This window comes from Amphritea sp., assembly GCF_050300915.1.
GTDB lineage: Bacteria > Pseudomonadota > Gammaproteobacteria > Pseudomonadales > Balneatricaceae > Amphritea.
In genome coordinates this window covers 15,842-42,498 of sequence record NZ_JBNKYN010000012.1, presented here as the reverse complement: position 1 = coordinate 42,498, position 26,657 = coordinate 15,842, and the positions used below count along the sequence as shown (strand labels likewise).

The following is a 26,657-nucleotide window of genomic DNA, read 5'->3' as shown; positions in this document are numbered from 1 at the left end:
CTAACACGCTTTTTTGTATCACTTTACTGACAACCGTTATCCCCGATATCACAACTCAGAGCACTCTGGCAGCTTAGTTTCTCTGATTCTTTTCAGGGCACAACAACCCGCTGGTTAAAGCAGAGCAGAAGTATCTGGTTCTGAACATAAGTTGCTATCTCAGGATAGCAACCAGACATGATCTGAAGCGGTAATGCCATAACAGAGAATATATCTGACAGACTACATCAGGCAGATTACTGATCCTGCAGCCTCACAGGTTCAGCGTTGCCAAGAGGGCTGATTTAGAAACGCCCCCCTTCTGCAGAGAAAAGGCGACTCATACTAATGCGACAGTAACAAACGGGGGGTTTAAGACGGCGGAAAATAGTTGCGGGCTACAGGGGAAATCAGGATACCGGGCGGTTCCAGATTGTCCTGCGCTCCTGTAGCAGAATCCACAACTGCTCTACCTTTTCACGCGCCCAGGGGGTTTTACGCAAAAACTTCAAGCTGGATTTAATACTCGGATCGCTTTGAAAGCAGCGAATGCTGATCCGCCGGCCCAACTCTTCCCAACCAAACTCTGCGTGCAAATCGGTCACGATCTGCTCAAGAGTGACTCCGTGTAAGGGGTTATTTTTCTGCCCGCCAGTCATGCTTCAGCATCCTCAAGACCCATCTTGGCACGCTCATCTTTGGATATATAACGGGGTTTACTGGATACGTGTAACTTTGCATTCGCCTTTTTCGCGCGCTTTTTCAAAATACTGTTTAGTTTCTTCTTTCTATTCATCGTTGCTGAACCTGAGGATGTTGAACCGATCTTAGGTAAAAACACATTCTATCTGAGTTTTGCTCAGAGTTCAGAAGAGAGTTTTGCGAACGCCATAATGACACCACGGGCGACGGTTTAAAGCGCGTCGTGTAATGCACATATTCTGTGGATAACTCAGTGAATTACTTTTTAGTAAATGCCTGTATAGACGATGATACGGGGTCTGTAACAAATTGCTTACAAAAGCATCTCCTCAGCTCAACCGCTTGTACTTTCAATAACTTATGAACATTCAGTTGCATCGAACAGTGGATTGTGCAATGCACAATCCACAGGCTGACTGAATATTTTTTAACCTGTTAAAAACTTTTTGAGAAACGCCCCGGTGGCTGCATCAGTAATCGTTACCGGTTCGGGAAACGATCAAACAGAAACAGGTCATAACGGTCGACAAAATAGCCTCAGACTGAATCAGTCCTCCAGCAGCTCAATCTCGACATGAGAAACAGGCTTATTACAGCACGCGAGAATCTCATCGCCTACCGTGTCATAAAGGGGGTCCTGAACCTCTTCTACTTCGCCGTCGAGTAAACGAACCCGACAGCAGCCACAATAGCCGCCCCGGCAGTTATAGGCCACAGGAATCTCCTGTGCCTCCAGCGAGTCCAGCAGAGAATATTCATACTGATAATAGAAGGTACTGAAATTATTGACCTTTATTCTTGGTATTCCTGACATGACCCGTTCCTTAGAGGTCGAAACCGTCGAAGTCGTCTTCACCCATTTCATTATCGATTGCTCCTACCAGATACGAACTGATCTCTGCTTCCTGCGGTGCAACCTGCACATTGTCGCTGACCAGCCACGCATTCATCCATGGCAACGGATTTTGCTTAGCCGGGAACAGTTCATCCAGATTCAGCGCTTTCATCCGCACGTTAGTAATATATTCCACATAGTCCGAAAGGATGCGGGCGTTCAAACCGATCATAGAGCCATCTTTAAACAGATACTCCGCCCACTGTTTTTCCTGCTCGGCCGCTTCGCGAAAGATCTCATACACCTGAGGCTGACACTCTTTGGCAATCTGTTTGAACTCAGGGTCATCAGAACCGGACGCCAGAACGTTCAGCATAAACTGAGTGCCGGTGAGATGAAGTGCTTCGTCACGGGCGATCAGTTTAATAATCTTGGCGTTACCTTCCATGATGGCCCGTTCGGCAAAGGCGAATGAGCAGGCAAAGCTGACGTAGAAACGGATCGCTTCCAGCACGTTAACTGATACCAGCGTCAGATAGAGTTTGGTCTTCAGGTTATACATACTGACATCATAGGTTTCGCCATTGATGGTATGAACACCCGGCCCCTGAATCATATAAACATTGGTTAATTCGATCAGTTCATCATACAGCCGGGTGACACTGCGCGCCCGTTTAACGATCTCTTCGTTGGTGACGATCGTGTCAAAGACTTCAGAAGGCTCGGTGAGGATATTACGAATAATATGGGTATAGGAACGACTGTGAATCGTCTCGCTGAAGGACCAGGTTTCCAGCCAGGTTTCCAGCTCTGGCAGCGACACAATGGGCAGAAACGCAATATTGGGTGAACGCCCCTGTACCGAGTCCAGCAGTGTCTGATATTTCAGGTTGCTGAGAAAGATATGCTTCTCGTGTTCGGGCATCACCATAAAATCTTTACGGTCGGTTGACAGATCAACCTCTTCCGGACGCCAGAAGAACGACAGCTGCTTCTCAATCAGCTTTTCAATAATTGGGTATTTCTGTTTGTCATAACGGGCGACGTTGACATTGTGGCCGAAAAACATCGGCTCTTTGGTAGCATCGTTGAAAGTCGGATCAAACGTTGAATATAGCATGTTGCATCAATACTCTTACCCTGCTGGCAGGGAGGTCAAAACTGATTGCCGGTGGGTTTGCCACCGGCCTGAAATCTTTTACGCAGTCGGCACTGCGATCAATCAGAGCTTGCAGGCACCACTTTCGCAACCACTCATATCTTCATGCTGGTCGGTCGCACCATCACGGGTGTTATGGTAGTAGAGGGTTTTAACACCATACTTATAGGCGGTCAGCAGATCTTTTAACAACTGCTTCATCGGCACCTTATCGCCAGGGAACTTGGTAGGGTCATAGTTGGTGTTGGCCGAGATAGACTGATCGACAAACTTCTGCATGATACCCACCAGCTGCAGATAGCCCTCGTTGGTAGGGATCTGCCACAGCAGCTCGTAATCATCTTTGAGCTCAGCATATTCCGGTACCACCTGCTTCATCACACCATCTTTACTGGCTTTAACGCTGACATAACCCCGTGGTGGTTCAATACCGTTAGTCGAGTTAGTAATCTGAGAAGAGGTTTCACACGGCATCAGTGCCGTCAGGGTGCTGTTACGCAAACCAAACTCACGGATATCTTCGCGCAGTGTTTCCCAGAAATAGTGCAGCGGCTCATCACAGAACTCGTCCACTTCACGCTTGTAAGTGTCGGTCGGCAAAATACCTTTGGCGTAATTCGTCTCCTTGAACAACTTACAAGGCCCCTGCTCTTTCGCCAGCTGATTTGACGCTTTTAACAGGTAATACTGAATCGCCTCAAAGGTTTTGTGCACCAGGCCATTGGCCGAACCGTCTGAGTAACGCACACCATTTTTCGCCAGATAGTAAGCAAAGTTGGTAACACCTACACCCAGCGTACGGCGGTTCATCGATGCAGTACGGGCCGCTTCGATCGGGTAATCCTGATAATCCAGCAGACTATCCAGTGCCCGCACAATCAGATCCGCCAGATTTTCCAGCTCATCCAGATTTTCCAGAGCCCCCAGGTTAAAGGCCGACAGGGTACACAGCGCAATCTCACCTTCCGGATCATTAACATCGTTCAGCGGTTTAGTCGGCAGCGCGATCTCAAGGCAGAGGTTCGATTGTTTAACCGGTGCAACCTTAGGATCAAATGGGCTGTGAGTATTACAGTGATCCACATTCTGAATATAGATACGCCCGGTAGAAGCGCGTTCTGACGCCAGAATACCAAACAGTTCAACCGCCTTGATGGTCCGCTTACGGATCGACGCATCCTGCTCATACTGAACATAAAGACGTTCAAACTCTTCCTGATCGGCAAAAAATGCATCGTACAGGCCAGGCACCTCATGAGGACTGAACAGAGTGATATCACCACCTTTGATCAGTCGGGTGTACATCAGCTTGTTCAGCTGCACACCATAATCCAGATGACGTACGCGATTCTCTTCTACGCCGCGGTTGTTCTTCAGCACCAACAGTGACTCAACTTCCAGATGCCACAGCGGATAGAACAGTGTCGCTGCGCCCCCACGGACGCCGCCCTGAGAGCAGGATTTCACCGCCGTCTGGAAATACTTGTAGAACGGGATACAACCGGTATGGAACGCTTCACCACCACGGATAGGGCTGCCCAGCGCACGGATACGACCGGCGTTGATACCGATACCGGCACGCTGACTGACATATTTCACAATCGCACTGGCAGTAGCGTTGATGGAATCCAGCGAATCACCGGATTCAATCAGCACACAGGAACTGAACTGACGGGTGGGAGTCCGCACACCAGCCATAATCGGTGTAGGCAACGACAACTTAAACAGTGAACAGGCATCATAGAAACGTCTGACATATTCCAGCCGGGTATCTTTCGGATAGTTGGCAAACAGACAGGCGGATACCAGCATATAGAGAATCTGCGGGCTCTCGTAGATCTCATGGGTTACCCGGTTTTGCACCAGATACTTACCTTCCAGCTGCTTAACGGCAACGTAGCTGAAGTTCATATCTCTGCTGTGGTCGATATATTCGTTCAGCTGATTAAACTCAGCTTCGCTGTAGTCTTCCATCAGATGCTTATCATAGCGGCCAGCATCAACCATCTTCGCCACATGGGTCAGAAGGTGCGGCGGTTCGAAACTATCAAAAGCACGTTTACGCAGGTGGAAAATCGCCAGGCGAGCCGACAGATACTGATAATCGGGGGCATCTTCAGAGATGAGATCGGCCGCAGACTTAATCAGGGTTTCATGGATATCGGCGGTTTTGATGCCATCGTAAAACTGGATATGAGCTTTCAGCTCAACTTGTGAGACGGAGACATTCTGAAGCCCGTGGGCGGCCCAGATAACGACTCGGTGAATTTTTTCAAGGTCCAGTTTTTCCTGACGACCATCCCGTTTCGTTACCAATATGTCCTGCATTTCGCTTTCCCAAGTATGAAAAAATCAGATTTTCTAAGGTTTCTTAACTGAACCTTTTCAGCGTGAAATCCGGGCTATTAGGCGTCAAAGCCCCGAATTCCCTAATGCTCACTCAGCTCGGCCAGCCACGTGTGCCGACACCACATCATGCACACTATATGTTGTGCGCACCTAAACAATAGGCACTAAATATAGTGATAAACAACTTAATTACAATACTTGATTTTGCGTTTTTATGGGTGTAGTCAAACAGTAAAAATTGCTCAGACGCCCGTGCCATCGGCGCTCCAGAAAAATCCTCAAAAAGAAGAATAATTTTAATTAAAAATGAAATAGCTATAAATTTTGATAATGGTCAAAAAGACCTCTCATGGCGTGAAAAAAGATTGTCTGTTTCGCTTTACAGTGAAGGGACAAATCAATAGTATACGCGCTCCTTGTGGTGGGGTTCCCGAGTGGCCAAAGGGATCAGACTGTAAATCTGACGCGCGAGCTTCGGTGGTTCGAATCCACCCCCCACCACCATCGAATACAAAACAAAACAGCCTCGTTTACCCACGGGGCTTTTTTGTATCTGAAATTTATGGGCAAGGGGTGGGTGAGAACCACCGACGTGGTTCGAGTCGCAGTGAGCCTGCGAACGAAGACAACGTTGCGCGCTCCTGCCACAACGATAGTCCACCAGACGCTCCGCTCAGACCAAAACGTTGCTCATTACTCATTGCTCAATAAAACACACATCATAGCCGGCATAACAACCAGCCCCTTTTTTAAAAACCGTCTCAAATCAATAACCCGCATATTTATTCCCTCCACCCTCTGTACCTTGCCGTTATCCTGTGCCAATGTGTGGAAAATATGAAAAGCAGCTGGAGAATAACAATATGCCTTTGACAAACGACATTCAGGAAGAGATCAATATGCTCATTCGCTTTAGCCAGAGCAGTGACCATCAGGGACTTAAAGTACATCAGGACATCGCCGCACAAGAGCTGGTTGATGCCACGCAACGCCTGTTTGATAAAAAACTGATCACACTGTTTGATGGTGGTTATCTGACCCCTCTTGGGCATGAGGCTGCCGATCAGGCGCATGCGCTGTTAAACATACTCAACGCTCCAAAATAGCAACCCATAAGAACTGGCATAAGAACTTAATCCATGGATCAGCAAGATATCCTCATAGAAGACATCAGCGTCTGGGAAACCCAGATGTTCACCGTGCAGAACCCGCTGCACAACACCATCCGGGAACCTCTGTTAGAGCTGATCTATGGATTACGTGACCAGCAACAACTCGCCATAGAGAGCGAAGTTGCCCCAACAGCCAAACACGCTCTCTATGAAAGCACGCTGGATCTGCTACAGCGGCCAGAACCTATTATTACTGACCTTCGGGGATTTATTGAAGATATGCTGGTCACTGTCGCCAGCGCCGTTAATGAACCGTTCTGGCCAGAAGGGGCACAGGCCCGTGCTGATATAATTGAGTCCTGGTTTCACGTCACGGAGAACGGCGGTTACCATGATACCCATGCGCATCCAAACTGCTCCTGGTGTGGTATCTACTACATCGATGCCGGGGAGTGCGATATCCAAAGCCGTAACGGCATAAACCGCTTTTATGACCCTCGCCATGGGGCTGACCAGTATCTTGATGCAGGCACGGCCTACCTTAACGGCACCGGCAGTTGGGATTTCGCCGCAGTTGAAGGCCAGGTGGTTATTTTCCCCTCCTACCTGAAGCATGCAGCAATGCCCTATTTTGGTCAGAAAGATCGGGTTATTATCGCGTTTAACAGTCAGATCCATTTTCAGGAATAACACAGCTTACCCGAAGCACGTATTCCCATATAAACATCTGCCGACACAGCTAGCAGGAGACAATCCGGTGAAACAGATTCTGGTTTACGCTGACTCCCTCAGTTGGGGCATCATCCCCGATACACGTAAACGCTTTGAGTTTCATCAACGCTGGCCCGGCAAACTCGAACAATTGCTCTGCCAGAATGGCTCGCAGATCCGGGTAATTGAGGATTGCCTCAACGGCCGCAGAACAGTGCTCAATGACCCGTTTAAACCGGGACGTAACGGTCTACAGAGACTGCAGCAGAGCATCGAAATCAGTTCACCACTTGAGCTGGTGATCATTATGCTGGGTAATAATGATTTTCAAAGCCCGCATGTTTTTACCGCTGCGGAAGCCGCTCAGGGCGTTGCTACGCTGGTGCAGACTATTCGTCAGGCACCGATAGAGCCCGGCATGCCGGTGCCCGATATTTTGATCGTATGCCCGCCCCCGATTATCGAACCGAAAGGCAGTATTGCAGCTAAGTTCAGAGGGGCTAAAGACAAGTGGGTCGGATTTAACCAGGCACTGAAAAAAATAGCCGCTGATTCCCTGTGTCATTTCTTTGATGCAGGCACTGTTGTCAGTGCCAGCAGAGTTGACGGCATCCATCTGGATCTTGACCAGCATCAGCAGCTGGCCCTCTCGATTCAAGCGGTGGTAGAGGATATAGTGGGCCGCTAACTGAACTTCTGCTGTAACTGCAGATCAGACCAGCCACTATTCACCATAATTAGTACAGGATTTTCAATGTTCAACGCGCTCAGCTGTTTTTTCCGCAGCCAGTGGTACTGGCTGGCTATGATTTTTTCCGGTATCGCCATGGAAAGCATCGCACTCTATTATCAATACGGTCTGAACTATGGCCCCTGTGTACTCTGTATCCATGTGCGCATCTGGGTGATGGCCTTTATTCTACTGGGTGTGCTGGGGCTCATGTGTCGTAACAACCGTCCACTCAGTATTCTCATCAGCCTTCTGACCGTTGTTGCGGCAGTAGGCTTCAGTGAGCGTTCCTGGATGACCTTCGCAATTGAACGCAACCTGATTGAGGGTAGCTGCACCATGGGGGCAGGACTGCCCGACTGGTTTGCACTGGACAGATGGTTTCCCGCGGTATTTGAACCCTGGGAGCTGTGTGGCTGGACGCCCGACCTGTTGTTCGGCATCACCATGGCTGAAGCACTGATGGTCGCAGCTCCACTGGCAATCATAACCACGCTATTGGCGACCTACACTCTGTCTAAAAAAGCGTAATAAAGCTTTGATTACTAAAGCGACAGCTTATATCCTGATGCTCAATTTTTATACTGACAACCTAGCCAGAGGGAACTGACTTAAGACAAGCTGGACCGTGCAGGGATCGGGATCCTCCAGCAGCAACCCGCTAGAAGAGATGAGGCTGAGGGGTCAGTCAACATGACGGCCCCCTATCACGATGAAAGATCCCAAAATAGTCTTCTTCGGCCCGGTGGGGGCGGGAAAAACCACGGCTATTGCTACGGTTACCAACAACAACGCTGCAACCACCGAAGCACGCATCTCTGACAGCGCCCTGCGGCGTAAAAGCAGAACCACGGTGGCCATGGATTATGCTCTTCTACAGAGGGATGGCCAGCGAATCCACCTTTATGGGACACCGGGACAGGAACGTTTTCGCTTTATGTGGGAGATGGTTTCAACCGAACTGGCCCAGGATTGCAGCGGACACATCATGCTACTGGATAATGCCCGTCACTATCCCCGTAAAGACCTTGAGTTCTATCTGCATAACTTCAGAATTTATAACCCCAATACACGTCTGGTCATTGGTATCACCGGAAGCGACCTGGTACCAACCCCAACCCAGGCCGATTATGCCTGCTGGCTAACGGAACTGGATATTAAAGCCCCGGTGTTTTTTATCGACGCCCGGCGCCCTGACGACATCCACCTGTTGATCGATGAAATCCTCAGGCCAGACACAACCATTGAAGCGGCTTCCCAGGCCAGGCAGACCGAAGAGAAGATAAGCCCCGAAAAGCGGCATTCGACGGCCTCACATTATCCCCAGTTTACCCCGGAGCTAATACAGGAGATCGAGAGTCTCGTTGCAGTAAGCGGCACCGCACTACTTAATAGTAACAACCAGCCTGAATACTGCTCCCTGAACAACAAGCAGTTGCAGGAACTTCTCAAATTTACGCGCCAGATTCCTGCCAAACGCCGACGGATAGACGACTTTGGCGCGGTTGAAAGTTTCACGCTGGACACTCCATCAGCGGGTTTTTACATGGTAATGGTCGCGCAGCAACAGCGGCTAGGGATCCTTTGCAGTGGACAACTCAGTCTGTTCGCACTCAAACAAGAGGTCGATAATCTGCTGCAATGGGGTCAACGACAACCGGTATCCAGCTGTGACGCATAAGCTTATATCGAAAACATTCTGTAAAAACCTGCCCGGGCGATTGCACATTCACGTTTCCAATCTGTACAATTCGTGACCGTTTACAATCGAAGACACTCCAACTTATAACTAAAGGACTCAGCCTGTGCGTCTGGCAGAAATTGAAGCAATATCTCTCAACGTCGGCATCACCGTGTTTGCCGCGTATATATTCTTTATCATCTATGATCTGGCAAAAAAGTCGAACGCTGGCAAATTTGGCACCGCCGTGCTGTTCTTTGCACTGGGATTGGGTCTGGCAGCGTTTCTGGTGAAGTCTGTGGTCGTTTACATGATAGAGGGGTGACCCTCTACAATCGCTATTCAACGTTACAATCACAACGGAACAATCAGCATTGTTAAGTTGCTGGGGCGATAGGCTGAAGCCGAAAATCGGGCATCTCGATGATAAAGGCCCGGCCAAAGCCCATCACTAAACGCCCCTGTTGCGGAATCAGCCGGAATAGTCTGAAATCTGGCAGGGTACGCAACAGATCGACAGTTGGGCCATGTCGCTCCCGGTAGAGAACCATTATCGGCTCATACCCGCTGTCATCAGGCAAAATCTCACACACATGGCACTGCAGCGTAATACGGTTTCGGGCAAACAGATTGCGACTGTTTGCTTCATCCTCAATCAGCATAACCCCGGCAACAGGGGAGCGCATCAGATTGAGCGTATGACTTGCCAGTTGACTGACAAAGATATACAGACTCCCCCGGCTGAAAACAAAGGGCGAATAGCTTGCCTCAGGGCCAATATCACCCTGAGTTGCCAATTGCACCGTTTTACTGGATTGCAGTAAATGATCCAACTGTTCACATGCCTGACGGTCTTCCTGTTGCTGCCCTGACATCACCACCTCCAACCCCCTTAAGGCTTAACCTGACTGCCTATAAATATACTCCATTGCACAGCAGATTAACGTATAATCAGCAGCGTATTAAAACTGACAGGATTTGTGAATATGCAACAGAAAGTGGTGAAAGCCGGGGATATCTCCATCTCAAACGAAATGCCAATGGTTCTGTTTGGCGGCATGAATGTTCTGGAGTCCAGAGATCTGGCGATGCAGATCGCAGAGCATTACGTGGAAGTCACTACCCGACTGAATATCCCCTATGTGTTTAAAGCCTCTTTCGATAAAGCCAACCGCTCCTCCCTGACCTCTTTCCGCGGGCCAGGTCTGGATGAAGGTCTGAAAATCCTGCAGGAGATTAAAGAGACCTTCAAAGTGCCTCTGATCACCGATGTGCACGAACCCTATCAGGCAGCTCCGGTTGCAGAAGTCTGCGATATCATTCAGCTGCCAGCTTTTCTCTCCCGCCAGACCGACCTGGTGCAGGCGATGGCAGAGACCGGGGCCGTCATTAACATCAAGAAAGCCCAGTTCCTCGCGCCGCAGGAGATGCGCCACATCCTTAATAAGTGTGAAGAAGCGGGTAACAGCAATCTGATTCTGTGCGAACGCGGCAGCAGCTTTGGATATAACAATCTGGTGGTTGATATGCTGGGCTTCTCCATCATGAAAGAGATGGGCTATCCGGTTATGTTCGATGCTACCCATGCCTTGCAGATGCCAGGCGGCAGAAGCGACTCAGCCGATGGTCGCCGGGCGCTGGTTGCACAGCTATCAAGGGCAGGCCTTGCTCAGGGGATCGCCGGGCTCTTTCTCGAGGCACACCCGGACCCAACCCAGGCCAAATGCGACGGCCCCTGCGCCCTGCCACTGGCTAAGCTGGAACCCTATCTGGCCCAGATGAAAGCGGTCGATGAACTGGTAAAAAGTTTTCCCCCACTGATTACCGAATAAACGCTGCAGCGACCCTGAAAGGGGTCGCCCGGTGCACGCCTCCGATAAATCAGCCAATATACCTGCCGTTTTGGCAACCTTGGCACTTAACTCTTTGTTAGTCATACTCTATCATCGAACAGACTCATCAGGACTTTCGATCAAGGGTGCACAGGAATGGCTTCACCAAGCGACCAAATCTACGACGGACTGGAAGTCGGTCAGATCATCGGGCCGGATCATCACCAGTTCAGGCTGACAACCCAGTTTCAAACCAACCGGTTTGGCCAGCTATGGTATGCCGAGGATCTCTCTACCAGCCGCTCGATACCGGTCACGCTACAGATTTTTGATCCTGCACTGCTAAAACATGATGGCTTTATCGACTCAGCACAAAAGCACATTGTGCTGAGCAAAAAATTAAAGCACCCCCACCTGGCAGAATATTACGGCATGTTCCGCCACAAGGGTGCGTTACTGTTTTTTGCCATAGAGCTGATGGATGGTCTGACTCTGGAAAAACTGCTCAACAGTGGGCAGGCCAACAAGCTCAAAGACAATCAGAAAAAAGGTCTGTTACAGCAACTGGCGACAGCGATAGATACAGCCCATGCCGCAGCAGGACAACCGCACAAAGCGATCTGCCCTGAATCAGTGTTTATCAATAAACAGGGTGGCGTAAAGCTGGCTAATTTTGCCTTCAATGATGCCATGACCATCGCCGATGAGATGAGTAATACCCCCTCCTCACATCTGGCCTACCAGGCACCTGAAAGCTTTCATCCCAATCCGGTCACGGCCGCAGCAGACATTTACTCTTTCGCCTGTATTGTCTATCACCTGCTCAGCGGCAAAGCGCCATTTCTGGTCACAGAAGATGAACCAACCCGGGTACGTAAAGAGCTGAAAAAGCCAGCCGCGCTGAACCCGGAGCAGTGGCAAATTCTGCAATCCGCTTTTGCAACTGATCCGGAAGAGCGCCCCCACCAGGCTTCCCTGCTGTTCAAACATCTGATTGAAGCCAGCGAGAAAAAAGAGCTGCCCCCGGATGACGAAATTCCCGAACCGCTGCAGGAAGATGACGGCGGAAATCGACGACGATGGTCATTCACTGCGCCCGGCTGGACAGTGCCCGCGCTCATTTTCAGCACCGGTTTTTTGCTGGGCTTTGCGATCGCCTTTGTGATTGGATTACAAAACACCAACGAAGCGGAGCTGGCCCTGAGTCAGACCCGGGAAAAGCTGCACAAAACTCAGGAAGATAGTGTAATCCTGCAGCAAACCCTGCGGACTGAACGCGAGCAACGAACCATAGAGACCGCGACCTTACAGGCGGAACTAAAAAGTAAGACTGATGAAGCCAACGGGCTGAATAAAGAGCTGATGAGCATGAAGTTTGCTGATCCGGATAAATTAACCGTGTTCACCGATCAACTGGATGATGGCTTTAAAGCGCCACAGATGATTATCATCCCCCGCGGCAGATTTACCATGGGCGATCAGAAACTGGTCGGTGACGATAACGAGCTACCGACACATCAGGTAACGATCAGCCACCGGTTTGCACTGTCACGCAATGAGGTAACCTTCAATGATTATGATTACTACGCTCGCTCTATGGGTCGTCCACTGCCCAGCGATGAGGGCTGGGGACGTGGCAACCGCCCGGTGATCAATGTCAGCTGGAAGGATGCCAAAGCCTATGCACAATGGCTGGCCCTGCTGACAGGGCAACCTTACCGCCTGCCAACAGAGGCCGAGTGGGAATATGTTGCCCGGGCAGGCACCGATAGTAACTACTGGTGGGGCGACCAGTTGGAACCAGATCGTGCCGTCTGTAGTGAATGTGGTACTGAATGGGATGGCAAGAAAACCGCTCCTGTGGCGTCTTTCCCTCCTAATTCATGGGGCATTCATGATATGAGTGGTAACGTCGATGAATGGGTTGAGGACTGCTATCAGGACTCCTATTTCGGTGCGCCAACGGATGGCTCCGCCATGATCGAAGGTGACTGCGAATTTCGCGTTATGCGCGGCGGTTCCTGGTTCGATATTGGTCGGGTAATCCGTTCATCCAGCCGCTACCGCTATCTGCCGGACAGCAGCAAAAACAGCTGGGGATTTCGTATAGCACTCGACCTGACCGATAAAACCAACTGAGGAATAGTTGATGCTTAAGTCCCTGTCACCCGCCCGCCTTTCGGCGACCCTGCTACTGAGTGCACTAGCCAGCAGTGGCGCAGTTCACGCGACGCCACTGAGCGTTGATTCTGAAAAGCAACAAGACCTGAGCATCACCCTGTATAACCAGGATCTTGGATTAGTCAGAGATGTCCGTAGTCTGCCCCGCATCAATCAGGGTCAGACCCTCTATATCCGGGATGTCAGCCATCAGATTATGAGCCAGACGCTGCAGGTGGAGAATGCCGGTAAGATTCTCGAGCAGAACCTTAACAATAACCTCATATCCGTCTACGCACTGCTCAACGCCTATACCGGCAAGATGGTGCAGCTGGCCCGTTTTAACAGCGTCAGTGGTAGTGAAACAATCTCCGATGCCCGGCTACTGAGCTCTGACGGCAACCAGGCGCTGGTTGAATATCAGGGACGAATCGAAACCATTCCGGTCAACCAGCAAGGCTGGCGCTTTATCTTCCCGGTGCTGCCGGAGGGGATGCAATCCCGGCCAAGCCTGGAGATCCGTTCAGGCGGCACGGCAAAAGCCGGTGATGCCGTACTGACCTATCTGACCCAGGGGCTCAGCTGGCAGATGGATTACGCGCTGGTTCTCAACAGCCCAGGCGACCAGCTTAAACTCGACGGCCTGGCAACGCTGAACAACAACACCGGAGTCGACTTTCACAACAGCAAAGTGCTACTGATGGCCGGCCAGGTGAATCAGTCGCCAGTACCAATGCTGCGCCAGAAAAGCGTCATGCTGATGGCGGAATCGATGGCAGACAGCGGTGCACCGCAATCATTTCAGGATTATCAGCTGTACCAACTGCCCCAGCGGGCAAGCCTGTTGAATGGACAGACGAAACAGGTCAGTCTGATCAGTGCTGATAAAGTGGCGGCAAAGAAAAGTTATCGCTATCAGTTTGAGGTGTATCCGTCACTGGATCGTCAAACCTATGAGCAAAAGCCGGATATCAATATCAGCTTTATCAACGATGAAACAGCGGGACTCGGATTTCCGCTTCCGGCGGGCATCGCAAGAGTGTTCAGCCCTGATGCAGAGGGTTTGCGCCACTTTATCGGCAGCGCCACGATTCAGAACAGCAGCAAGGGGCAGACGGTTGAGCTGCCAATCGGTAAAGCGTTCGACCTGACAATCAGGCAGCAGCAAAGCCTGTTTGAGAAAACTTATGACAGCTTTCTGAACGGCTATGAGCTACTGCTAAGTAATAGTAGCGAACAGAACAAACAGATTGAGATCACCGCCAATTTCCATCAGGACTGGAAGGTAACTGAAAGCAATCAACCCTATAAGCGGGTTAACGCCAGTCAGCTACGCTGGAACATCAGTGTACCGGCTAACGGTAGCACCCGTCTGGAATTTAAAACCGAACTGAAAAACCTGCAGAAGTAATTCTGCGCGCTCAACTCTCCGTCGATAGTCTACAACCAATAATCGGCTACCATCCGCCCCGGCAGCCAAGCCGGGGCACGCTTACCTGCCAGAAAGATCCTTCAAACAGCGTTCTATTTGATAACCGCTCAGTAACGACCCGCTTCCAGCTGATTCAGCCAATAGGCCGCATCAATACCAGACTTTTCCTGCTCCAGTTCACCATTACTACAGATATCGACCATCCGTCTGACAGCCAGAATATGTCCGGATTCAGCTGACTGACGATAATATTTGACCGCTTTAACAGGGTCGGCCGGATAGGTTTGATAGCCCTCTTCAAAAATTTTTCCCATCTGGTAAGCGGCTTTACTATCGCCCTTTTCTGCCGCCCGTTCCAGATAAATCAACCCCTGTATCCGGTTGGTCATCCCCTCTCCACGAAAATGTAACAGATGCCCATACACGGACAACGCACGCACGCTGCCATAATCCGCAGCATAACGAAACAGCTTCATGACAAAACGATGTTTAGCCTTAGAACGTTTCAGGATTGGCAGATGAAATAGCTGGAAAGCGAACCAGCCCAGCAGAGGAGCTATCAATGTCATAAACAAACGCATCGGAATACCTTAGGAAATAGATGATCAGAGTCGACACAATATCAGAATATTCTAATATTAAAACCGATAAACACTAAGGATAAACACCCTGCATGATATTTAAATGCGTATATCAGCCCGGTGTTTAAACAGCATAGCTGATTTAACCCGGGTTGCTAAGATCTTAGAATCACTAACCGTTTACAGCCATAGAAAAACGACCGCGATGAGCACTCCTGAGACTTGCTATAAAGCAGTTATTGCGCTTAAATCAGTATCAGTTTGGATATAAAAATCAATTTTTTATATCCCAAAGGAATATAATTAAACCAATACAATCAACCTTTGAGCACGGCCAAAGCAAAGCCCTCTGATAAGAGTATAAAAACTTGCAGACTACGCCTGCGGCCGATTTTTTAAGTTGTTACAGGTACCCCTATGAAAATATTTGAAGATAACTCCCTGACAATCGGCCAAACACCGCTGGTCCACCTGAACAGAATAGCGCCTGGAAAAAAAATCTACGCCAAGCTGGAAAGCCGAAACCCGGCAGGCTCGGTTAAGTGTCGTATCGGCGCCAACATGATCTGGGCGGCAGAAGAAAATGGCAGTCTGAAACCCGGCATGACCCTGGTTGAACCCACCTCCGGAAATACCGGTGTGGCACTGGCATTTGTAGCTGCATCCCGGGGTTATAAGCTGACACTGACAATGCCTTCTTCAATGAGCCTGGAACGTCGTAAACTGATGAAAGCGCTGGGGGCAGAGATCGTACTGACAGAACCCGCCAAGGGGATGAAAGGGGCGATTGAAAAAGCACAGGAGATCGTTAACAGCGATCCACAAAGCCATCTGATGCTGCAACAGTTTGAAAACCCCGCGAACCCTGCGATCCATGAAAAAACCACCGGCCCGGAGATCTGGAACGATACCGATGGCCAGATTGATATTCTGGTGGCGGGTGTCGGCACAGGAGGCACCATCAGTGGTATCTCTCGCTATATTAAGCAGCAACAGGGAAAAGCGATTACCACCGTGGCGGTCGAACCTACGGTTTCGCCGGTTATCACTCAAACCATTAATGGTGAAGAGCTGAAACCCTCGCCTCACAAAATACAGGGGATCGGTGCGGGCTTTGTGCCTAAGAACCTCGACCTATCCATTGTCGACCAGGTTGAGCAGGTATCCAATGAGGACGCTATCGAGATGGCCCGTCAGCTGATGCTGAAAGAGGGTATCCTGGCCGGTATCTCCTGCGGTGCTGCCCTGAGTGCTGCGGTTCAGGTTGCCGCCCAAGCGGGCAATGAAGATAAGATGATTGTCGTGGTTCTGCCCGACTCCGGTGAACGTTACCTCTCCACCCCTCTGTTTGAAGGGATCTTCAGCGATAACGAGTTAGTACAATAAGCTCTGTCGGAAAATGGCCTTTGCATTAAAACGGCCTTATAAAAAAAACCGGGCTAGGCCCGGTTTTTTCTTATCTGCATGATGATCTTCAGGACACCATTCTCCGAATCTCTTCATGGCTGGGAAACGTTGGCAGATGGTCAACAAATGTACGGCCATCACTTAGTTTCTTGACGGTGTACCAACGAGCCTTACGCTCATCCCCATTGAAGTGGCCATCCACTTCAAAGTTCTCACCATCAACGCCCAATACAGCAATCGTTCGTGTTATCGCCTCATTTTGCATAATCGGCTCCGCTTTTCTTATATTTGCACTCTACTTTTTCAGTCCCTGAACTGCGCTCATCTGCGTGAGCTACAAAAATATGGAACTGCCGCTTAGTCCTCTGGAATTTTCCAATCCCTAAAGTGTAGTCTATTGTGTCCGTTTGACAAACTCATGACAGATTTCAGTCAATCTCATGACCGCAAGAACTAACCCTGCTGTTCCAACCAGTCCGCAGAGGGGGCAAAAAATGCCTGCCCCGTCACCGCCGTCGTATAGTTCATCAGATGATCATAATTACCCTGCTCATCACCCAGGATCATGCTTTCAAGCATTTTGGTAAAAGGCTCTGGTGAGCGACCATAGGCGGCAAACATCAGCCCCTTTTTGCTCAGGTCACCATACGGCATACTGTGACGCAGAATCTCAATAGAATTACCCTCTGCGTCCTTCAGAGAAGTGCGCCTGGTATGCGCAAATGCGGCTTTATCTTCACTGGCATATTCTTCGTTATCCGCTTTAGTCCGGCCCAGAATATCTTCCTGCTGTTTAACCGTTATCCTATTCCAGGCCTTCAGATCGTGCTCATAGCGTTGCAGATGAATATAGCTACCACCGCTGAATGCAGGGTCTTCATCACCCACCACAGCAACCACAATACGGTCATCCCCTTCCGGGTTTTCCGTACCGTCAACAAAACCGGTCAGATCGCGGCTGTCGAGATAGCGAAAACCATGGTTCTCTTCCACCAGGGTTGCATCACTTCCCAGGCGCTCGGTTAACAGAACACTGGCTTCATAGTTAAGATCGTGGCGTTCCGAGCGGATATGCAACAACAGATCAACCGGCGTATGCGGTGTAGTGATCTCTTTATTGCTAAAGACGGGAAAGCCGGTTAACTGCGCTGGACGCTGATCCGGACTAAGCAGATCCCAGTACTCACTGCCGATGGCAACGGTAATATGCAGATCTGCTTCAGGGTAACGTTGTCGAAACTGAGACTCCGTTGAGGGGATCTGTGCCAAAAACATGCGTAGCTTATCCACAGCCTCAGCTGAGCGGGAGATATTCAGGGTTATAAACAAGGCATCGGTGTTAGCCTCAGCAATAACACCTGACTGAAAACGGGTCATAGCGCACTCCATATCGTGTAAAACTCAACCCAGTATATAAATCTGGCCACTGAAAGAAAGCCCAATATAGAAAGTCTGCGCCGCTGGTCACGAATGGCTTATCAAGCGGGGCGATTGAATAAATCCATGCCTGTAGACTGTCCGAAGCTAACGGTATAACACCTCACAACCATATTGCAGCTCCAGCGGCAGACGTTCTTTACGGCTCATCCCTTTAACCACCAGAGCATAAGAGCGATCAATCATTCGCTCTAACTCTCCGCGGGGAATACTGCCATCCAGCAAAACGGTGTTCCAGTGCCGTTTGTTCATATGGTAGCCAGGCAACACGGCGCTAAACACGTCGCGCAACATCTGCGCCTCTGCAGGATCACACTTGAGATTCATCTGTGCTATACCGGCATCGACAGACAGCGTCGCAAACATCTTGTTGCGCACTTTCATCACCGCAATATTAGGATAAAAGGGAAAGTCTTCCCAGGCTTCGGGACGACTAAGCATATAGTTACGGGTTGCCTGATAGTCCATAGGATTCCGCCTGTAAAAGTGCGCTTTGCAGGTGCTTATTCACCACTTGCCACAGGCCGCAATGGATCGCGAATCCACTCGCTCCAGGAGCCCGGATAGACTTTCGCCCCGTGCAGCCCGGCATGTTCCATCGCCAGTAGATTATGGCAGGCCGTCACCCCGGAACCACAATAATGGGCAACCTGCTGAGGCTGATAGCCTGTGAGAAAGCCAAGCCACTCCTGGCGCAACTGTTCAGCGGACTTAAACAGCCCCTCTGCCGTCAGGTTGAGCTGTAAAGGACGATTAACTGCACCGGGAATATGCCCGGCAATGGGATCGATCGGTTCCTGCTCACCGCGAAAACGTTCAGGGGTTCGGGCATCAATCAGCAGCCCTGCAGATACAGACCCGGCAACCTGTTCAAGAGGGAGGATCAGCGACATTTCCGGCTCGGCGACAAAGGTTCCAGGGACTGGAGAAGGCAGCCGATCGGTCACTGCCAGACCTGCGGCAAGCCAGGCGGGATAACCGCCATCCAGCACCGCCACCTGCCGGTGCCCCAGCAAGCGGAACAACCACCAGGCACGTGCAGCCATGGCACCACCACAATCATCATAGACCACCACCTGAGTCTCTTTGCTCACCCCACGAGAACGAAAAGTCTGAGCGAGTTTTGTTAAATCAGGCAGTGGATGACGACCACTCTGAGGGGTTATCGGCGCCGAGAGATCCTCTTCAAGATGCAGATAGCCCGCCCCCGGAAGATGGCCTTCGCGATAAACCGCCTCACCCTTTTCCGGTGCCGTCAGATAGGAGCGGCAGTCGAGTACAACCGTTGCTGCCGGGTCTGCCTGAAGTAGCGTATCCAGTTCAGCAACTGATATCAGTGTGGTAAACATCCGTTCCTCTCCTTCATCCATTGAACCCGGCACCTCTTTTAACAAGAGATAAGTCTTAACAAGAGATAAAGCCGGGGCGGTTGATGATCTTAAACCAGCAGTTCGGCAAGCTCTTCACGCAGAAAATCCAGCTCATTCTGCGCTTTCTGCCTGGCTTTTTTCTTCAGCGTCTCAACTTCGCTCTGTTTCTCTGCGATCAGCAGTTTTGCCTCAGCCGACTTATCTTCGGCACTGTTGACCCGGTCCAGCTGCGGTTTCAGTTGCATCAGAATGGCACGGCGGCGGCCCTCTTCTGCCCGGGCGACCTGCTCAGCGGATTGCTCTTTCTCTTGTTTCTCTTCCACCTTAGCAGTGCTGCTGCCCTGCCAGGTCAGTGGGCGGATACCCACCGCGACACGAACCTCTTCAAGGAAAGGAATGGCATGACTACGGGCTTTTTCTGCACCTTTCAGCAGTTGCTGCTCAACAAAGCCGAGATCATTTATCAGCCGGTTATACTCTTCACGGGGCTTAGCCAGATAGCTGTCGAGAAACTCAAACAACTCTTTCTTCGCATCACCCCAACCAATACCGTTGTCGAATTTAGCGCGCATCTGCGCTTGCTCAGCAGCAGTAGCAAAGTTTGCATAGAGCTGGAAAATTGTACTGCTGTCCGCATCTTTCGGCTCACCCGGCTCGCGGGTATCGGTTTTGATCTGTTTAATCAGCTTGTACAGATCATCACTACTGCTGAACAGCGGGATAGTGTTGTCATAACTCTTCGACATCTTCCGGCCATCCAGCCCCGGAATCAGCTGGGTCTGTTCATCCACCTGCGCTTCCGGCAGATTAAACAGAGTACCGTAGGTGTGATTAAAACGACCAGCGATATCCCGCGCCATCTCTATATGCTGAATCTGATCTTTACCCACGGGAATAATGTCCGCATTAAACATCAGAATATCAGCGGCCATCAGTATCGGATAACTGAACAGCCCCATGGTAACGTCGTCGTCATCCTGGCGACCCGCTTCACGATTAGCATCAACAGAGGCCTTATAGGCATGAGAGCGGTTCATCAGACCTTTAGAGGTCATGCAGGTGAGAATCCAGGTCAACTCGGTGATCTCTGGAATATCGGTCTGGCGATAAAAGGTTGCCTTATCGGTGTCCAGTCCCAGCGCCAGCCAGGTTGCAGCAATTTCCTGGGTAGAACGGGCCACCCGGTCAGGGTCATGACACTTAATCAGGGCGTGGAAATCGGCAAGAAAGAAGTAACTGTTATTATTACTGTTGAGACTTGCTTCAATCGCGGGCTTAATAGCGCCCAGATAGTTACCAATATGTGGGGTACCGGTGGTCGTAATACCGGTCAGAACGGTCTGCTTGGTCATCTGATTATCTTTTTTACTGAAAGCTAACGAAAATTGCGCTCTATAATACAAGAAAATTGGCAGGCTGGCCTGCGTAATCACAGCGAAAATGACCACCAGGGTTTTTTCAGACAGTGATCAGTGGTACAAATAGCCATCTCTTATGTAAGGAATCACTATGTCTTCGCTTATCCCTTCCTTTATTGTTCTGGCTTCACTGCTGATAACACTGGTGATCATGTTGCGGCGCGCACCTGATTATAAGGCTGGCACGATTGTCAGCAATCTGATTATCACAGCACTCTGCTTTGTCGGCGGTATGCTGATCTCCGCGATGTATACCCGCGCGGTGGGTAATGACAACTCAAACCCCTTTATCATCTCGATTCTGGTGGCTATCGGTACTTTTGGCGCACTGGCGATCTACATCAAGCTGGATGAAAAACAGAAGCTCGCGCTGCAACAGAGAAAACAGCATAACCTTCAACAGCAGATTCAACAGGATAGTCCGCAAGGCAATCAACCGGGCATTAACGACTGAACAAGACCCATACATACGTTCTCTGAGTCACTGATTCGCTGTCGCCGCTTTGACAAAGCGGTCATTCTGACCAAGACTGAATGCACAGATTAATATCTATGGAGGCCGCGATGGACAGATCAGCACACACGATGAACACGCTGTTTGAGCAGCTGGGTATGCCCGGCGATGATTCATATATCGATCAGTTTATCCGCACCCACACCCTCTTCAGCCAGCAGGTTAAGCTCTCTGAAGCAACCTTCTGGAATAATAGCCAGGCAAACTTTATCAAGGAGTGCCTGGAGACCGATTCAGACTGGAGTGACGTGGTGGATGAGCTGAATAGCCGACTTCACTCCTGACTATCACTGTTATTGAGATAACTAATCGGGCCAGCCCTTTCCAGAGCTGGCCTTTTTAGTTTAGGATCAGAGCATCATCAGAAAACGACACTCAAATACTATGCTACTGGTTATCTCCCCTGCAAAAAACCTTGATTACGATACCCCGGCCATTACTGATCGTTACACACAGCCGCAGCATCTGGATCATTCCGAACAACTGATTCAACAGCTGCGGGATTATTCGGTTCAGGATATTGCTGAACTGATGAAGCTCAGCGATAAACTCTCGGCCCTCAATGTCGCGCGCTATGAGAGCTGGTCTCAGCCGTTTACACCTGAGAATGCCAAACAGGCGGTGTTGGCATTCAATGGCGATGTTTACAGCGGCCTCAACGCTGAAGATTTCACTGCGGCAGAACTGGAGTTTACCCAGCAGCATCTGCGTATTCTGTCCGGTCTGTACGGCGTTCTGAAGCCACTGGATCTGATGCAACCCTACCGGCTGGAGATGGGTACCAAACTGCCTAACACCCGGGGTAAGGATCTGTATGCATTCTGGGGCAGCCTGGTCACTGATGATCTTAATGCAACCCTGGCTGAGACAGATGAGCCAGTGCTGGTCAACCTGGCATCCAATGAGTACTTCAAATCCGTTAAGCCAAAAGAGCTGCAGGCCCGTATTGTCACGCCTGTGTTTAAAGACTGGAAAAATGGCCAGTATAAGATCATCAGTTTCTTTGCCAAAAAGGCGCGTGGACTGATGTGCCGCTATGCAATCAAACACCAGATTACCGATGCGGAGCAACTCAAGAACTTTGATCTGGCCGGTTATCAGTACGATGAGAGCCAGTCAAAAGGCGATACCTGGGTGTTTACCCGCAAAGAAAGCTAATTGTCCCCTACCGAGGTGCGCCTTTTAGCCATAAAAAAACGCTGCAATATATGCAGCGTTTTTTTTCAGCCAACCGACGTTGCGGTCGCAATGATGTCTCAGGGTTGCTGAATACCAACAATCACCCAGTTTGCATCAGCAGTGTTCATCTCCCGGCGCAGGTGCCAGATCTCACTGAACTCGGTGGTCTCATCACTATCCTCTTTCAGCCAGCCATAAAAGTTGATAGAGGCAATAACATGATCATCGTTGTCGATAAAGTTAGCCAGCTCTGCCATCACAGAAACCACTTCGGTGGTCTGCTCTGCGGGCTGTTTGGCCCGCTCCTGTTGCAGAGCCTCTAATACCTCTGCCGAGGTATAGGTGGCAATATCATCCCAGTCACTCTTATCCCAGGCGCTTTGCAGATGGCTGAAATGTCCTTTTGCCCCTTCGATAAACCCCTGTTCATTAAACCACTCGGGCAGCTGGAATGGTTCCGAGCCAAAGTTAAACCCCGCCCCGGTTGCCGGTGAAATATCCTGATAGTCAGTGGTTTCAGCCTGCTGGCGGCTCTGGTGCGTATCAGGCTGCGTCCGCTGATGACCGGCATACTGCGGCTGAGACCCACCTTTCATCGCCGAGAAAATTTTCACGGCGGCGAAGATCAACAGACCAATTAACAGGATGTCCATAAACTGGATGCCATCGAAGGCGCCACCAAAGAACAATGCGCCCAGCAATCCGCCCGCCAGAAGCCCCCCCATCAACCCACCAAAGCCACTACGACGGGGCTGACCTGCGGTGTTAGTGGTGCTCCCTGTCGGTGTCGCTTTTTGCTGAGTCGGTGCGGCGGGCTGAACTTTCTTGGGGGTTGAATAAGATTTACCAAAACTAAAACCACCGCCTAAACGTTTGGCTTCCGCATCAGGCACTACCAGACCGAAACCGATAATCAGTGCAAACAATGAGACCAACAGGGTACGCATAGAAACTCCTTTACTGTGTTAAGACATTCAATGAAGCAACTGCTTAAGCCGATGTCTTTTTATCGTTATGGCTGCGACCAGCAATGATCGCCAGATAGATGCCGCAGAATATTAGCCCCATCCCTATAAAATGGAAAGGTTCCACCGCTTCATTGAGGAAGATAACCGCAAGAATCAGACCGAACAGCGGCATCAGATGGATGAACAACCCGGCTTTAGCTGGCCCCAGCTCTGCTACCCCCCGATTCCAAAAAATATAGGAGAGAATCGATGGGCAGATCGCCATATAGATGATCGCGGGTACCGTCTGTGAATTCCAGTGAGGACGCGCTCCGGCAAGAAACTCCCAGAGCATAAAGGGCAGCAGCACCATCACTCCGACCACCACCGTCACACCGAAAAAGGTAAAGCCATCCAGTTCAACCGGTTTAAATCGCAACATTACCGAATACACAGACCAGCTAAGCACGGCGGCTAAAATCCACAGATCGCCGGTGTTAAACGACAGGGTCATCAATATTTCAGGGTCTCCCTTAGCCACCAGCATCAACACCCCGGCCAGGGAAACAAAGACCCCTAACCATTGACGGCGAACCACGGTTTCACCGAGAAACAGAGAGGTCAACACCAGAATAATAATCGGCACCGCCGATTGCATCAGCGTTGCGTTAGTCGCCTGTGTCGTCTGAACGCCAAGATAGATAAAGGAGTTAAAACAAACCACGCTCAACACGGACAACAGAATTAACATCGGCAGATGCTGTCGAATCAGTGGCCACTTGCGCAGAATACGCGGCAAAATAAATGGCAGAATAATCAGCAGCGCCAGACCCCAGCGCATAAATGACATGGTCAGCGGTGGAAAATCAGCATGGATGCCCCGGGCAGTAACGAAGTTACCTGCCCAGAACAGAACAGTCAGGGTTAGCAAAAAATATGGCATCAGATTCGCTTCAACAATTTAGCCAGCAGGTTATGACTCGGTTCTTCACCGGTCTGAAGATAGAACAGAATATTGTAATTATTGATACTCCAGCTCATCTGATTACTGGCTTCAGCCAGACCACAGAAAAGAATCTCATCGCCCTCTTGCAGCACCGTCAGTTCACCCGGTAACAGTTTCAGATCACCGTTACGCCGGAACATCAGTGGGAAACAGGGCAACTGATCCCGACGATGACGCGGATCTTTCATCAGACTGCTCAGTTTAACTTCGGCCCCCTCCGCCGATATCGTCATAATCGCAGGTGTCGTGACGGGGCTGACAGTAATTGACCAGCTATCCAGCTCTTTATCAGAGGCGATACTGCTCATCCGGTTAAGCAGGGTATGCGACCAGACATCATCCTGCAACTGCATCTGTTCGATAAACACCGGCAGTAACGGGGTTTTGAGTTTAGCCAGAATCCGGTTGGCGATGATCTTGCCTGGCTCCATAATGAAGTCAGCCTTAGAGTTTTTATACACCAGCATATTGGTGCTGAGATTCTGGCGCACCACTGTCACCAGCTTGGGATTTAACTCTTTAGCCGTCATAATAATCGACAGGTTATCCGCATCATTATCGGTGCCCGCGACAATCCCCACCGCCTCGCGAATACCAGCAATTTCGAGTGTTTCCGCTTCAGTGCCCAGACCGATGACGGTGTTGCTATAACCTTTCAGTTGCCCGGGATCATCATCCAGCAGAATAAGCTCTACATCATGTTTGGCAAACTCACGGTACAGTGCCTTACCAAACCGTCCCAGGCCGCAAATAATCCAGCGACCGCTGGTTTTCTTATAGGCACTCGAAAGCGGCCGGTGATAGGGATTGACCAGCCAGTCATAAACCAGATGGGTATAGGGCGCATGGGCTGCCAGCGACAGGTATTCAGCGTAATCCTTGAATGGATCAACAATATAATCGGTACCGAAAGAGGCCAGGTTACGGGCATTAACCTCGGACTCTGTACGGCTCACCACCAGCCTGTTAGGAGCGAGCAGTTTACTGGCAATTGAGATAGACAAATTAACGTTATCGTCGTTGGTGAGCGCCAGCACACCGATACAACTGGGGTGCTGCAACCCCGCATCATCGAGAATCTCGGGTAACGAGGCATCAGCACACAGGCCAGGCACCCGCAACACTAACCCATCAACCTCCAGTTCATCGATCCGCTCCTGCTTGATATCAATTACTACGGAACGGATCCCCCGGTTACAAAGCTTGCTGATGATGGCGCTACCGGTAATGCCATAGCCACAGATCAGATAGAAGGGTTCATTAAAGTTTCTGACCTCTTTAGCGAAGGCCCGGCGACGGAGCATCCGGCCAAACATCGGTTCCTGAAACAGCGCCAGTAGCGATCCAATGCTATACAACCAGGCGATCACCGTGCCGTAGATCGAGACCAGTGTCCAGGCACGCTGAGCCGAGGTAAACGCATAGGGAATCTCACCAAAACCGATGGTCGAGCCCATAAAACTGACGAAGTAGATCGCGTGGAAAAAATCCATGTGCCAAACGTTACCCTGATCATCCTGACCTGGGATCATGACAAACCCCAGAGTCGCCAGGGAATAGATAACTATCAGGGTGATCAGTGGATGCCGCAGGCGGCGCAACATCACATAGAAGATATCGTTCATAGCGGAGCGCTCTTAGCGACGCACAACGATAGTCTCGACCATCAGCAATATCACCGACACAATGTTGGCCAACAGTGCGCCACCGGACATCGATATCACACTGCTGAACATCTCTGTGGTGACACCAACATCGGACAGCTGTGCGCCATAGCCCCAGATCATTGCGGCAATCACCAGCTGCAGATCGGCCACCAGGCTGGTAGCCATCATCAGGGCCCCCAGATGAGTCCGGTCACCGAACTTCAGCACGGTACAGATCATGCTCACCACGATAGCGCCAAAAAACTCATAGACATTATGGTGTGCAGGATCATCAATCTCCCCGATAAAGAAGCCAAAGTTCATGGTTAAAGCCAGAACAATAAAGAAAGCGTAAATCACCTTTTCGCGATTCATAGAATCCATCCCACAATGTAAAAAACAGTTATAACTACAAAAGCTTAGTGTGCCTGATTGTAAAGCATCCGAGAATAATAAAGAAACAATCGAAC

General features: G+C 50.2%; 29 protein-coding genes and 1 tRNA gene. 14 read left to right on the top strand and 16 right to left on the bottom strand.

Features of this window, described 5'->3' with window-relative positions; genetic code table 11:
* Positions 1–389: 389 nt before the first annotated feature.
* The 5 genes from ACQY8X_RS05170 to nrdA all read right to left on the bottom strand — a co-directional run bounded on the left by ACQY8X_RS05170 (position 390) and on the right by nrdA (position 5,003).
* Complete coding sequence (locus ACQY8X_RS05170; RefSeq protein WP_428034082.1) at positions 390–638, bottom strand: VF530 family DNA-binding protein; 249 nt, start codon at positions 636–638, stop codon at positions 390–392.
* Positions 635–775, bottom strand: a complete 141-nt coding sequence (locus tag ACQY8X_RS05165) for a DUF2986 domain-containing protein (protein WP_428034081.1) — start codon at positions 773–775, stop codon at positions 635–637. The genes ACQY8X_RS05170 and ACQY8X_RS05165 overlap by 4 nt, the downstream gene beginning before the upstream one ends.
* Positions 776–1,228: 453 nt before the next feature.
* A complete protein-coding gene (gene yfaE, locus ACQY8X_RS05160) occupies positions 1,229–1,495 on the bottom strand; it encodes a class I ribonucleotide reductase maintenance protein YfaE (RefSeq protein ID WP_428034080.1) in 267 nt (88 codons plus the stop codon).
* Between the two features lie 10 nt (positions 1,496–1,505).
* A complete protein-coding gene (gene nrdB, locus ACQY8X_RS05155; RefSeq protein WP_428034079.1) occupies positions 1,506–2,636 on the bottom strand; it encodes a class Ia ribonucleoside-diphosphate reductase subunit beta in 1,131 nt (376 codons plus the stop codon).
* A 102-nt stretch (positions 2,637–2,738) separates the two neighbouring features.
* A complete protein-coding gene (gene nrdA, locus ACQY8X_RS05150) occupies positions 2,739–5,003 on the bottom strand; it encodes a class 1a ribonucleoside-diphosphate reductase subunit alpha (protein WP_428034078.1) in 2,265 nt (754 codons plus the stop codon).
* Positions 5,004–5,444: 441 nt separating this feature from the next.
* Here nrdA and ACQY8X_RS05145 point away from each other — a divergent pair.
* From ACQY8X_RS05145 to ACQY8X_RS05115, 7 genes are all read left to right on the top strand, one after another.
* Positions 5,445–5,528: transfer RNA gene (locus ACQY8X_RS05145), tRNA-Tyr, on the top strand.
* A gap of 359 nt (positions 5,529–5,887) precedes the next feature.
* Positions 5,888–6,130, top strand: coding sequence for a TIGR02647 family protein (locus tag ACQY8X_RS05140; protein ID WP_428034077.1), 243 nt, complete (start codon positions 5,888–5,890; stop codon positions 6,128–6,130).
* Between the two features lie 33 nt (positions 6,131–6,163).
* Positions 6,164–6,826: a TIGR02466 family protein gene (locus tag ACQY8X_RS05135; protein ID WP_428034076.1), complete on the top strand. Its 663-nt coding sequence runs from the start codon at positions 6,164–6,166 to the stop codon at positions 6,824–6,826.
* A 67-nt stretch (positions 6,827–6,893) separates the two neighbouring features.
* Positions 6,894–7,535, top strand: a complete 642-nt coding sequence (locus ACQY8X_RS05130) for an SGNH/GDSL hydrolase family protein (RefSeq protein ID WP_428034075.1) — start codon at positions 6,894–6,896, stop codon at positions 7,533–7,535.
* Positions 7,536–7,601: 66 nt separating this feature from the next.
* Complete coding sequence (locus ACQY8X_RS05125; RefSeq protein ID WP_428034074.1) at positions 7,602–8,108, top strand: disulfide bond formation protein B; 507 nt, start codon at positions 7,602–7,604, stop codon at positions 8,106–8,108.
* A 181-nt stretch (positions 8,109–8,289) separates the two neighbouring features.
* A complete protein-coding gene (locus ACQY8X_RS05120; RefSeq protein ID WP_428034073.1) occupies positions 8,290–9,258 on the top strand; it encodes a GTP-binding protein in 969 nt (322 codons plus the stop codon).
* Between the two features lie 124 nt (positions 9,259–9,382).
* Positions 9,383–9,583 carry a DUF2788 domain-containing protein gene (locus ACQY8X_RS05115; RefSeq protein WP_428034072.1) on the top strand — a complete coding sequence of 67 codons (201 nt, stop codon included), beginning with the start codon at positions 9,383–9,385 and terminating at the stop codon, positions 9,581–9,583.
* Between the two features lie 52 nt (positions 9,584–9,635).
* Here ACQY8X_RS05115 and ACQY8X_RS05110 read toward each other — a convergent pair whose 3' ends face one another.
* The gene (locus ACQY8X_RS05110; protein WP_428034071.1) at positions 9,636–10,133 is read right to left on the bottom strand and encodes a HugZ family protein; all 498 of its coding nucleotides are present in this window, start codon (positions 10,131–10,133) and stop codon (positions 9,636–9,638) included.
* 111 nt (positions 10,134–10,244) lie between these two features.
* Here ACQY8X_RS05110 and kdsA point away from each other — a divergent pair, with 111 nt between their 5' ends.
* From kdsA to ACQY8X_RS05095, 3 genes are all read left to right on the top strand, one after another.
* A complete protein-coding gene (gene kdsA / locus ACQY8X_RS05105) occupies positions 10,245–11,090 on the top strand; it encodes a 3-deoxy-8-phosphooctulonate synthase (protein ID WP_428034070.1) in 846 nt (281 codons plus the stop codon).
* 156 nt (positions 11,091–11,246) lie between these two features.
* Positions 11,247–13,229, top strand: a complete 1,983-nt coding sequence (locus tag ACQY8X_RS05100) for an SUMF1/EgtB/PvdO family nonheme iron enzyme (protein WP_428034069.1) — start codon at positions 11,247–11,249, stop codon at positions 13,227–13,229.
* 10 nt (positions 13,230–13,239) lie between these two features.
* Complete coding sequence (locus tag ACQY8X_RS05095) at positions 13,240–14,661, top strand: DUF4139 domain-containing protein (protein ID WP_428034068.1); 1,422 nt, start codon at positions 13,240–13,242, stop codon at positions 14,659–14,661.
* Between the two features lie 128 nt (positions 14,662–14,789).
* Here the strand turns inward: ACQY8X_RS05095 and ACQY8X_RS05090 are convergent, their stop codons facing one another.
* Positions 14,790–15,263 (bottom strand): tetratricopeptide repeat protein, encoded by a 474-nt coding sequence (locus tag ACQY8X_RS05090; RefSeq protein ID WP_428034067.1) that lies wholly within the window; start codon positions 15,261–15,263, stop codon positions 14,790–14,792.
* Positions 15,264–15,680: 417 nt separating this feature from the next.
* On the opposite strand from ACQY8X_RS05090, the gene cysK reads away from it, so the two are divergent.
* Positions 15,681–16,649, top strand: coding sequence for a cysteine synthase A (gene cysK / locus ACQY8X_RS05085; protein WP_428034066.1), 969 nt, complete (start codon positions 15,681–15,683; stop codon positions 16,647–16,649).
* A gap of 88 nt (positions 16,650–16,737) precedes the next feature.
* Here the strand turns inward: cysK and ACQY8X_RS05080 are convergent, their stop codons facing one another.
* The 5 genes from ACQY8X_RS05080 to ACQY8X_RS05060 all read right to left on the bottom strand — a co-directional run bounded on the left by ACQY8X_RS05080 (position 16,738) and on the right by ACQY8X_RS05060 (position 20,829).
* Complete coding sequence (locus tag ACQY8X_RS05080; protein ID WP_428034065.1) at positions 16,738–16,935, bottom strand: hypothetical protein; 198 nt, start codon at positions 16,933–16,935, stop codon at positions 16,738–16,740.
* A 188-nt stretch (positions 16,936–17,123) separates the two neighbouring features.
* Entirely contained in the window at positions 17,124–18,047 is a 924-nt protein-coding gene (locus ACQY8X_RS05075; RefSeq protein ID WP_428034064.1) for a Dyp-type peroxidase, read from the bottom strand.
* A 147-nt stretch (positions 18,048–18,194) separates the two neighbouring features.
* Positions 18,195–18,575, bottom strand: coding sequence for an MmcQ/YjbR family DNA-binding protein (locus tag ACQY8X_RS05070; protein ID WP_428034063.1), 381 nt, complete (start codon positions 18,573–18,575; stop codon positions 18,195–18,197).
* A 35-nt stretch (positions 18,576–18,610) separates the two neighbouring features.
* Positions 18,611–19,477 (bottom strand): sulfurtransferase, encoded by an 867-nt coding sequence (locus tag ACQY8X_RS05065; protein WP_428034062.1) that lies wholly within the window; start codon positions 19,475–19,477, stop codon positions 18,611–18,613.
* Between the two features lie 68 nt (positions 19,478–19,545).
* Positions 19,546–20,829, bottom strand: a complete 1,284-nt coding sequence (locus tag ACQY8X_RS05060) for a tryptophan--tRNA ligase (protein WP_428034061.1) — start codon at positions 20,827–20,829, stop codon at positions 19,546–19,548.
* Between the two features lie 157 nt (positions 20,830–20,986).
* Between ACQY8X_RS05060 and ACQY8X_RS05055 the strand changes: the two genes are divergently transcribed.
* The 3 genes from ACQY8X_RS05055 (at position 20,987) to yaaA (ending at position 22,567) form a co-directional block, all read left to right on the top strand.
* A complete protein-coding gene (locus ACQY8X_RS05055; protein ID WP_428034060.1) occupies positions 20,987–21,349 on the top strand; it encodes a hypothetical protein in 363 nt (120 codons plus the stop codon).
* Positions 21,350–21,459: 110 nt separating this feature from the next.
* Complete coding sequence (locus ACQY8X_RS05050) at positions 21,460–21,693, top strand: DUF2789 domain-containing protein (protein ID WP_428034059.1); 234 nt, start codon at positions 21,460–21,462, stop codon at positions 21,691–21,693.
* 100 nt (positions 21,694–21,793) lie between these two features.
* Positions 21,794–22,567, top strand: a complete 774-nt coding sequence (gene yaaA / locus ACQY8X_RS05045; protein WP_428034058.1) for a peroxide stress protein YaaA — start codon at positions 21,794–21,796, stop codon at positions 22,565–22,567.
* A gap of 98 nt (positions 22,568–22,665) precedes the next feature.
* Here the strand turns inward: yaaA and ACQY8X_RS05040 are convergent, their stop codons facing one another.
* Genes ACQY8X_RS05040 through ACQY8X_RS05025 form a run of 4 tightly spaced genes read right to left on the bottom strand, consistent with a single transcriptional unit; the run spans position 22,666 to position 26,562 of the window.
* Positions 22,666–23,535, bottom strand: coding sequence for a Tim44 domain-containing protein (locus tag ACQY8X_RS05040; RefSeq protein ID WP_428034057.1), 870 nt, complete (start codon positions 23,533–23,535; stop codon positions 22,666–22,668).
* Between the two features lie 43 nt (positions 23,536–23,578).
* Entirely contained in the window at positions 23,579–24,478 is a 900-nt protein-coding gene (locus ACQY8X_RS05035; RefSeq protein ID WP_428034056.1) for a DMT family transporter, read from the bottom strand.
* Complete coding sequence (locus ACQY8X_RS05030) at positions 24,478–26,166, bottom strand: potassium channel family protein (protein ID WP_428034055.1); 1,689 nt, start codon at positions 26,164–26,166, stop codon at positions 24,478–24,480. The genes ACQY8X_RS05035 and ACQY8X_RS05030 overlap by 1 nt, the downstream gene beginning before the upstream one ends.
* A gap of 12 nt (positions 26,167–26,178) precedes the next feature.
* Positions 26,179–26,562 carry a DUF6394 family protein gene (locus ACQY8X_RS05025; RefSeq protein ID WP_428034054.1) on the bottom strand — a complete coding sequence of 128 codons (384 nt, stop codon included), beginning with the start codon at positions 26,560–26,562 and terminating at the stop codon, positions 26,179–26,181.
* Positions 26,563–26,657: the final 95 nt, after the last annotated feature.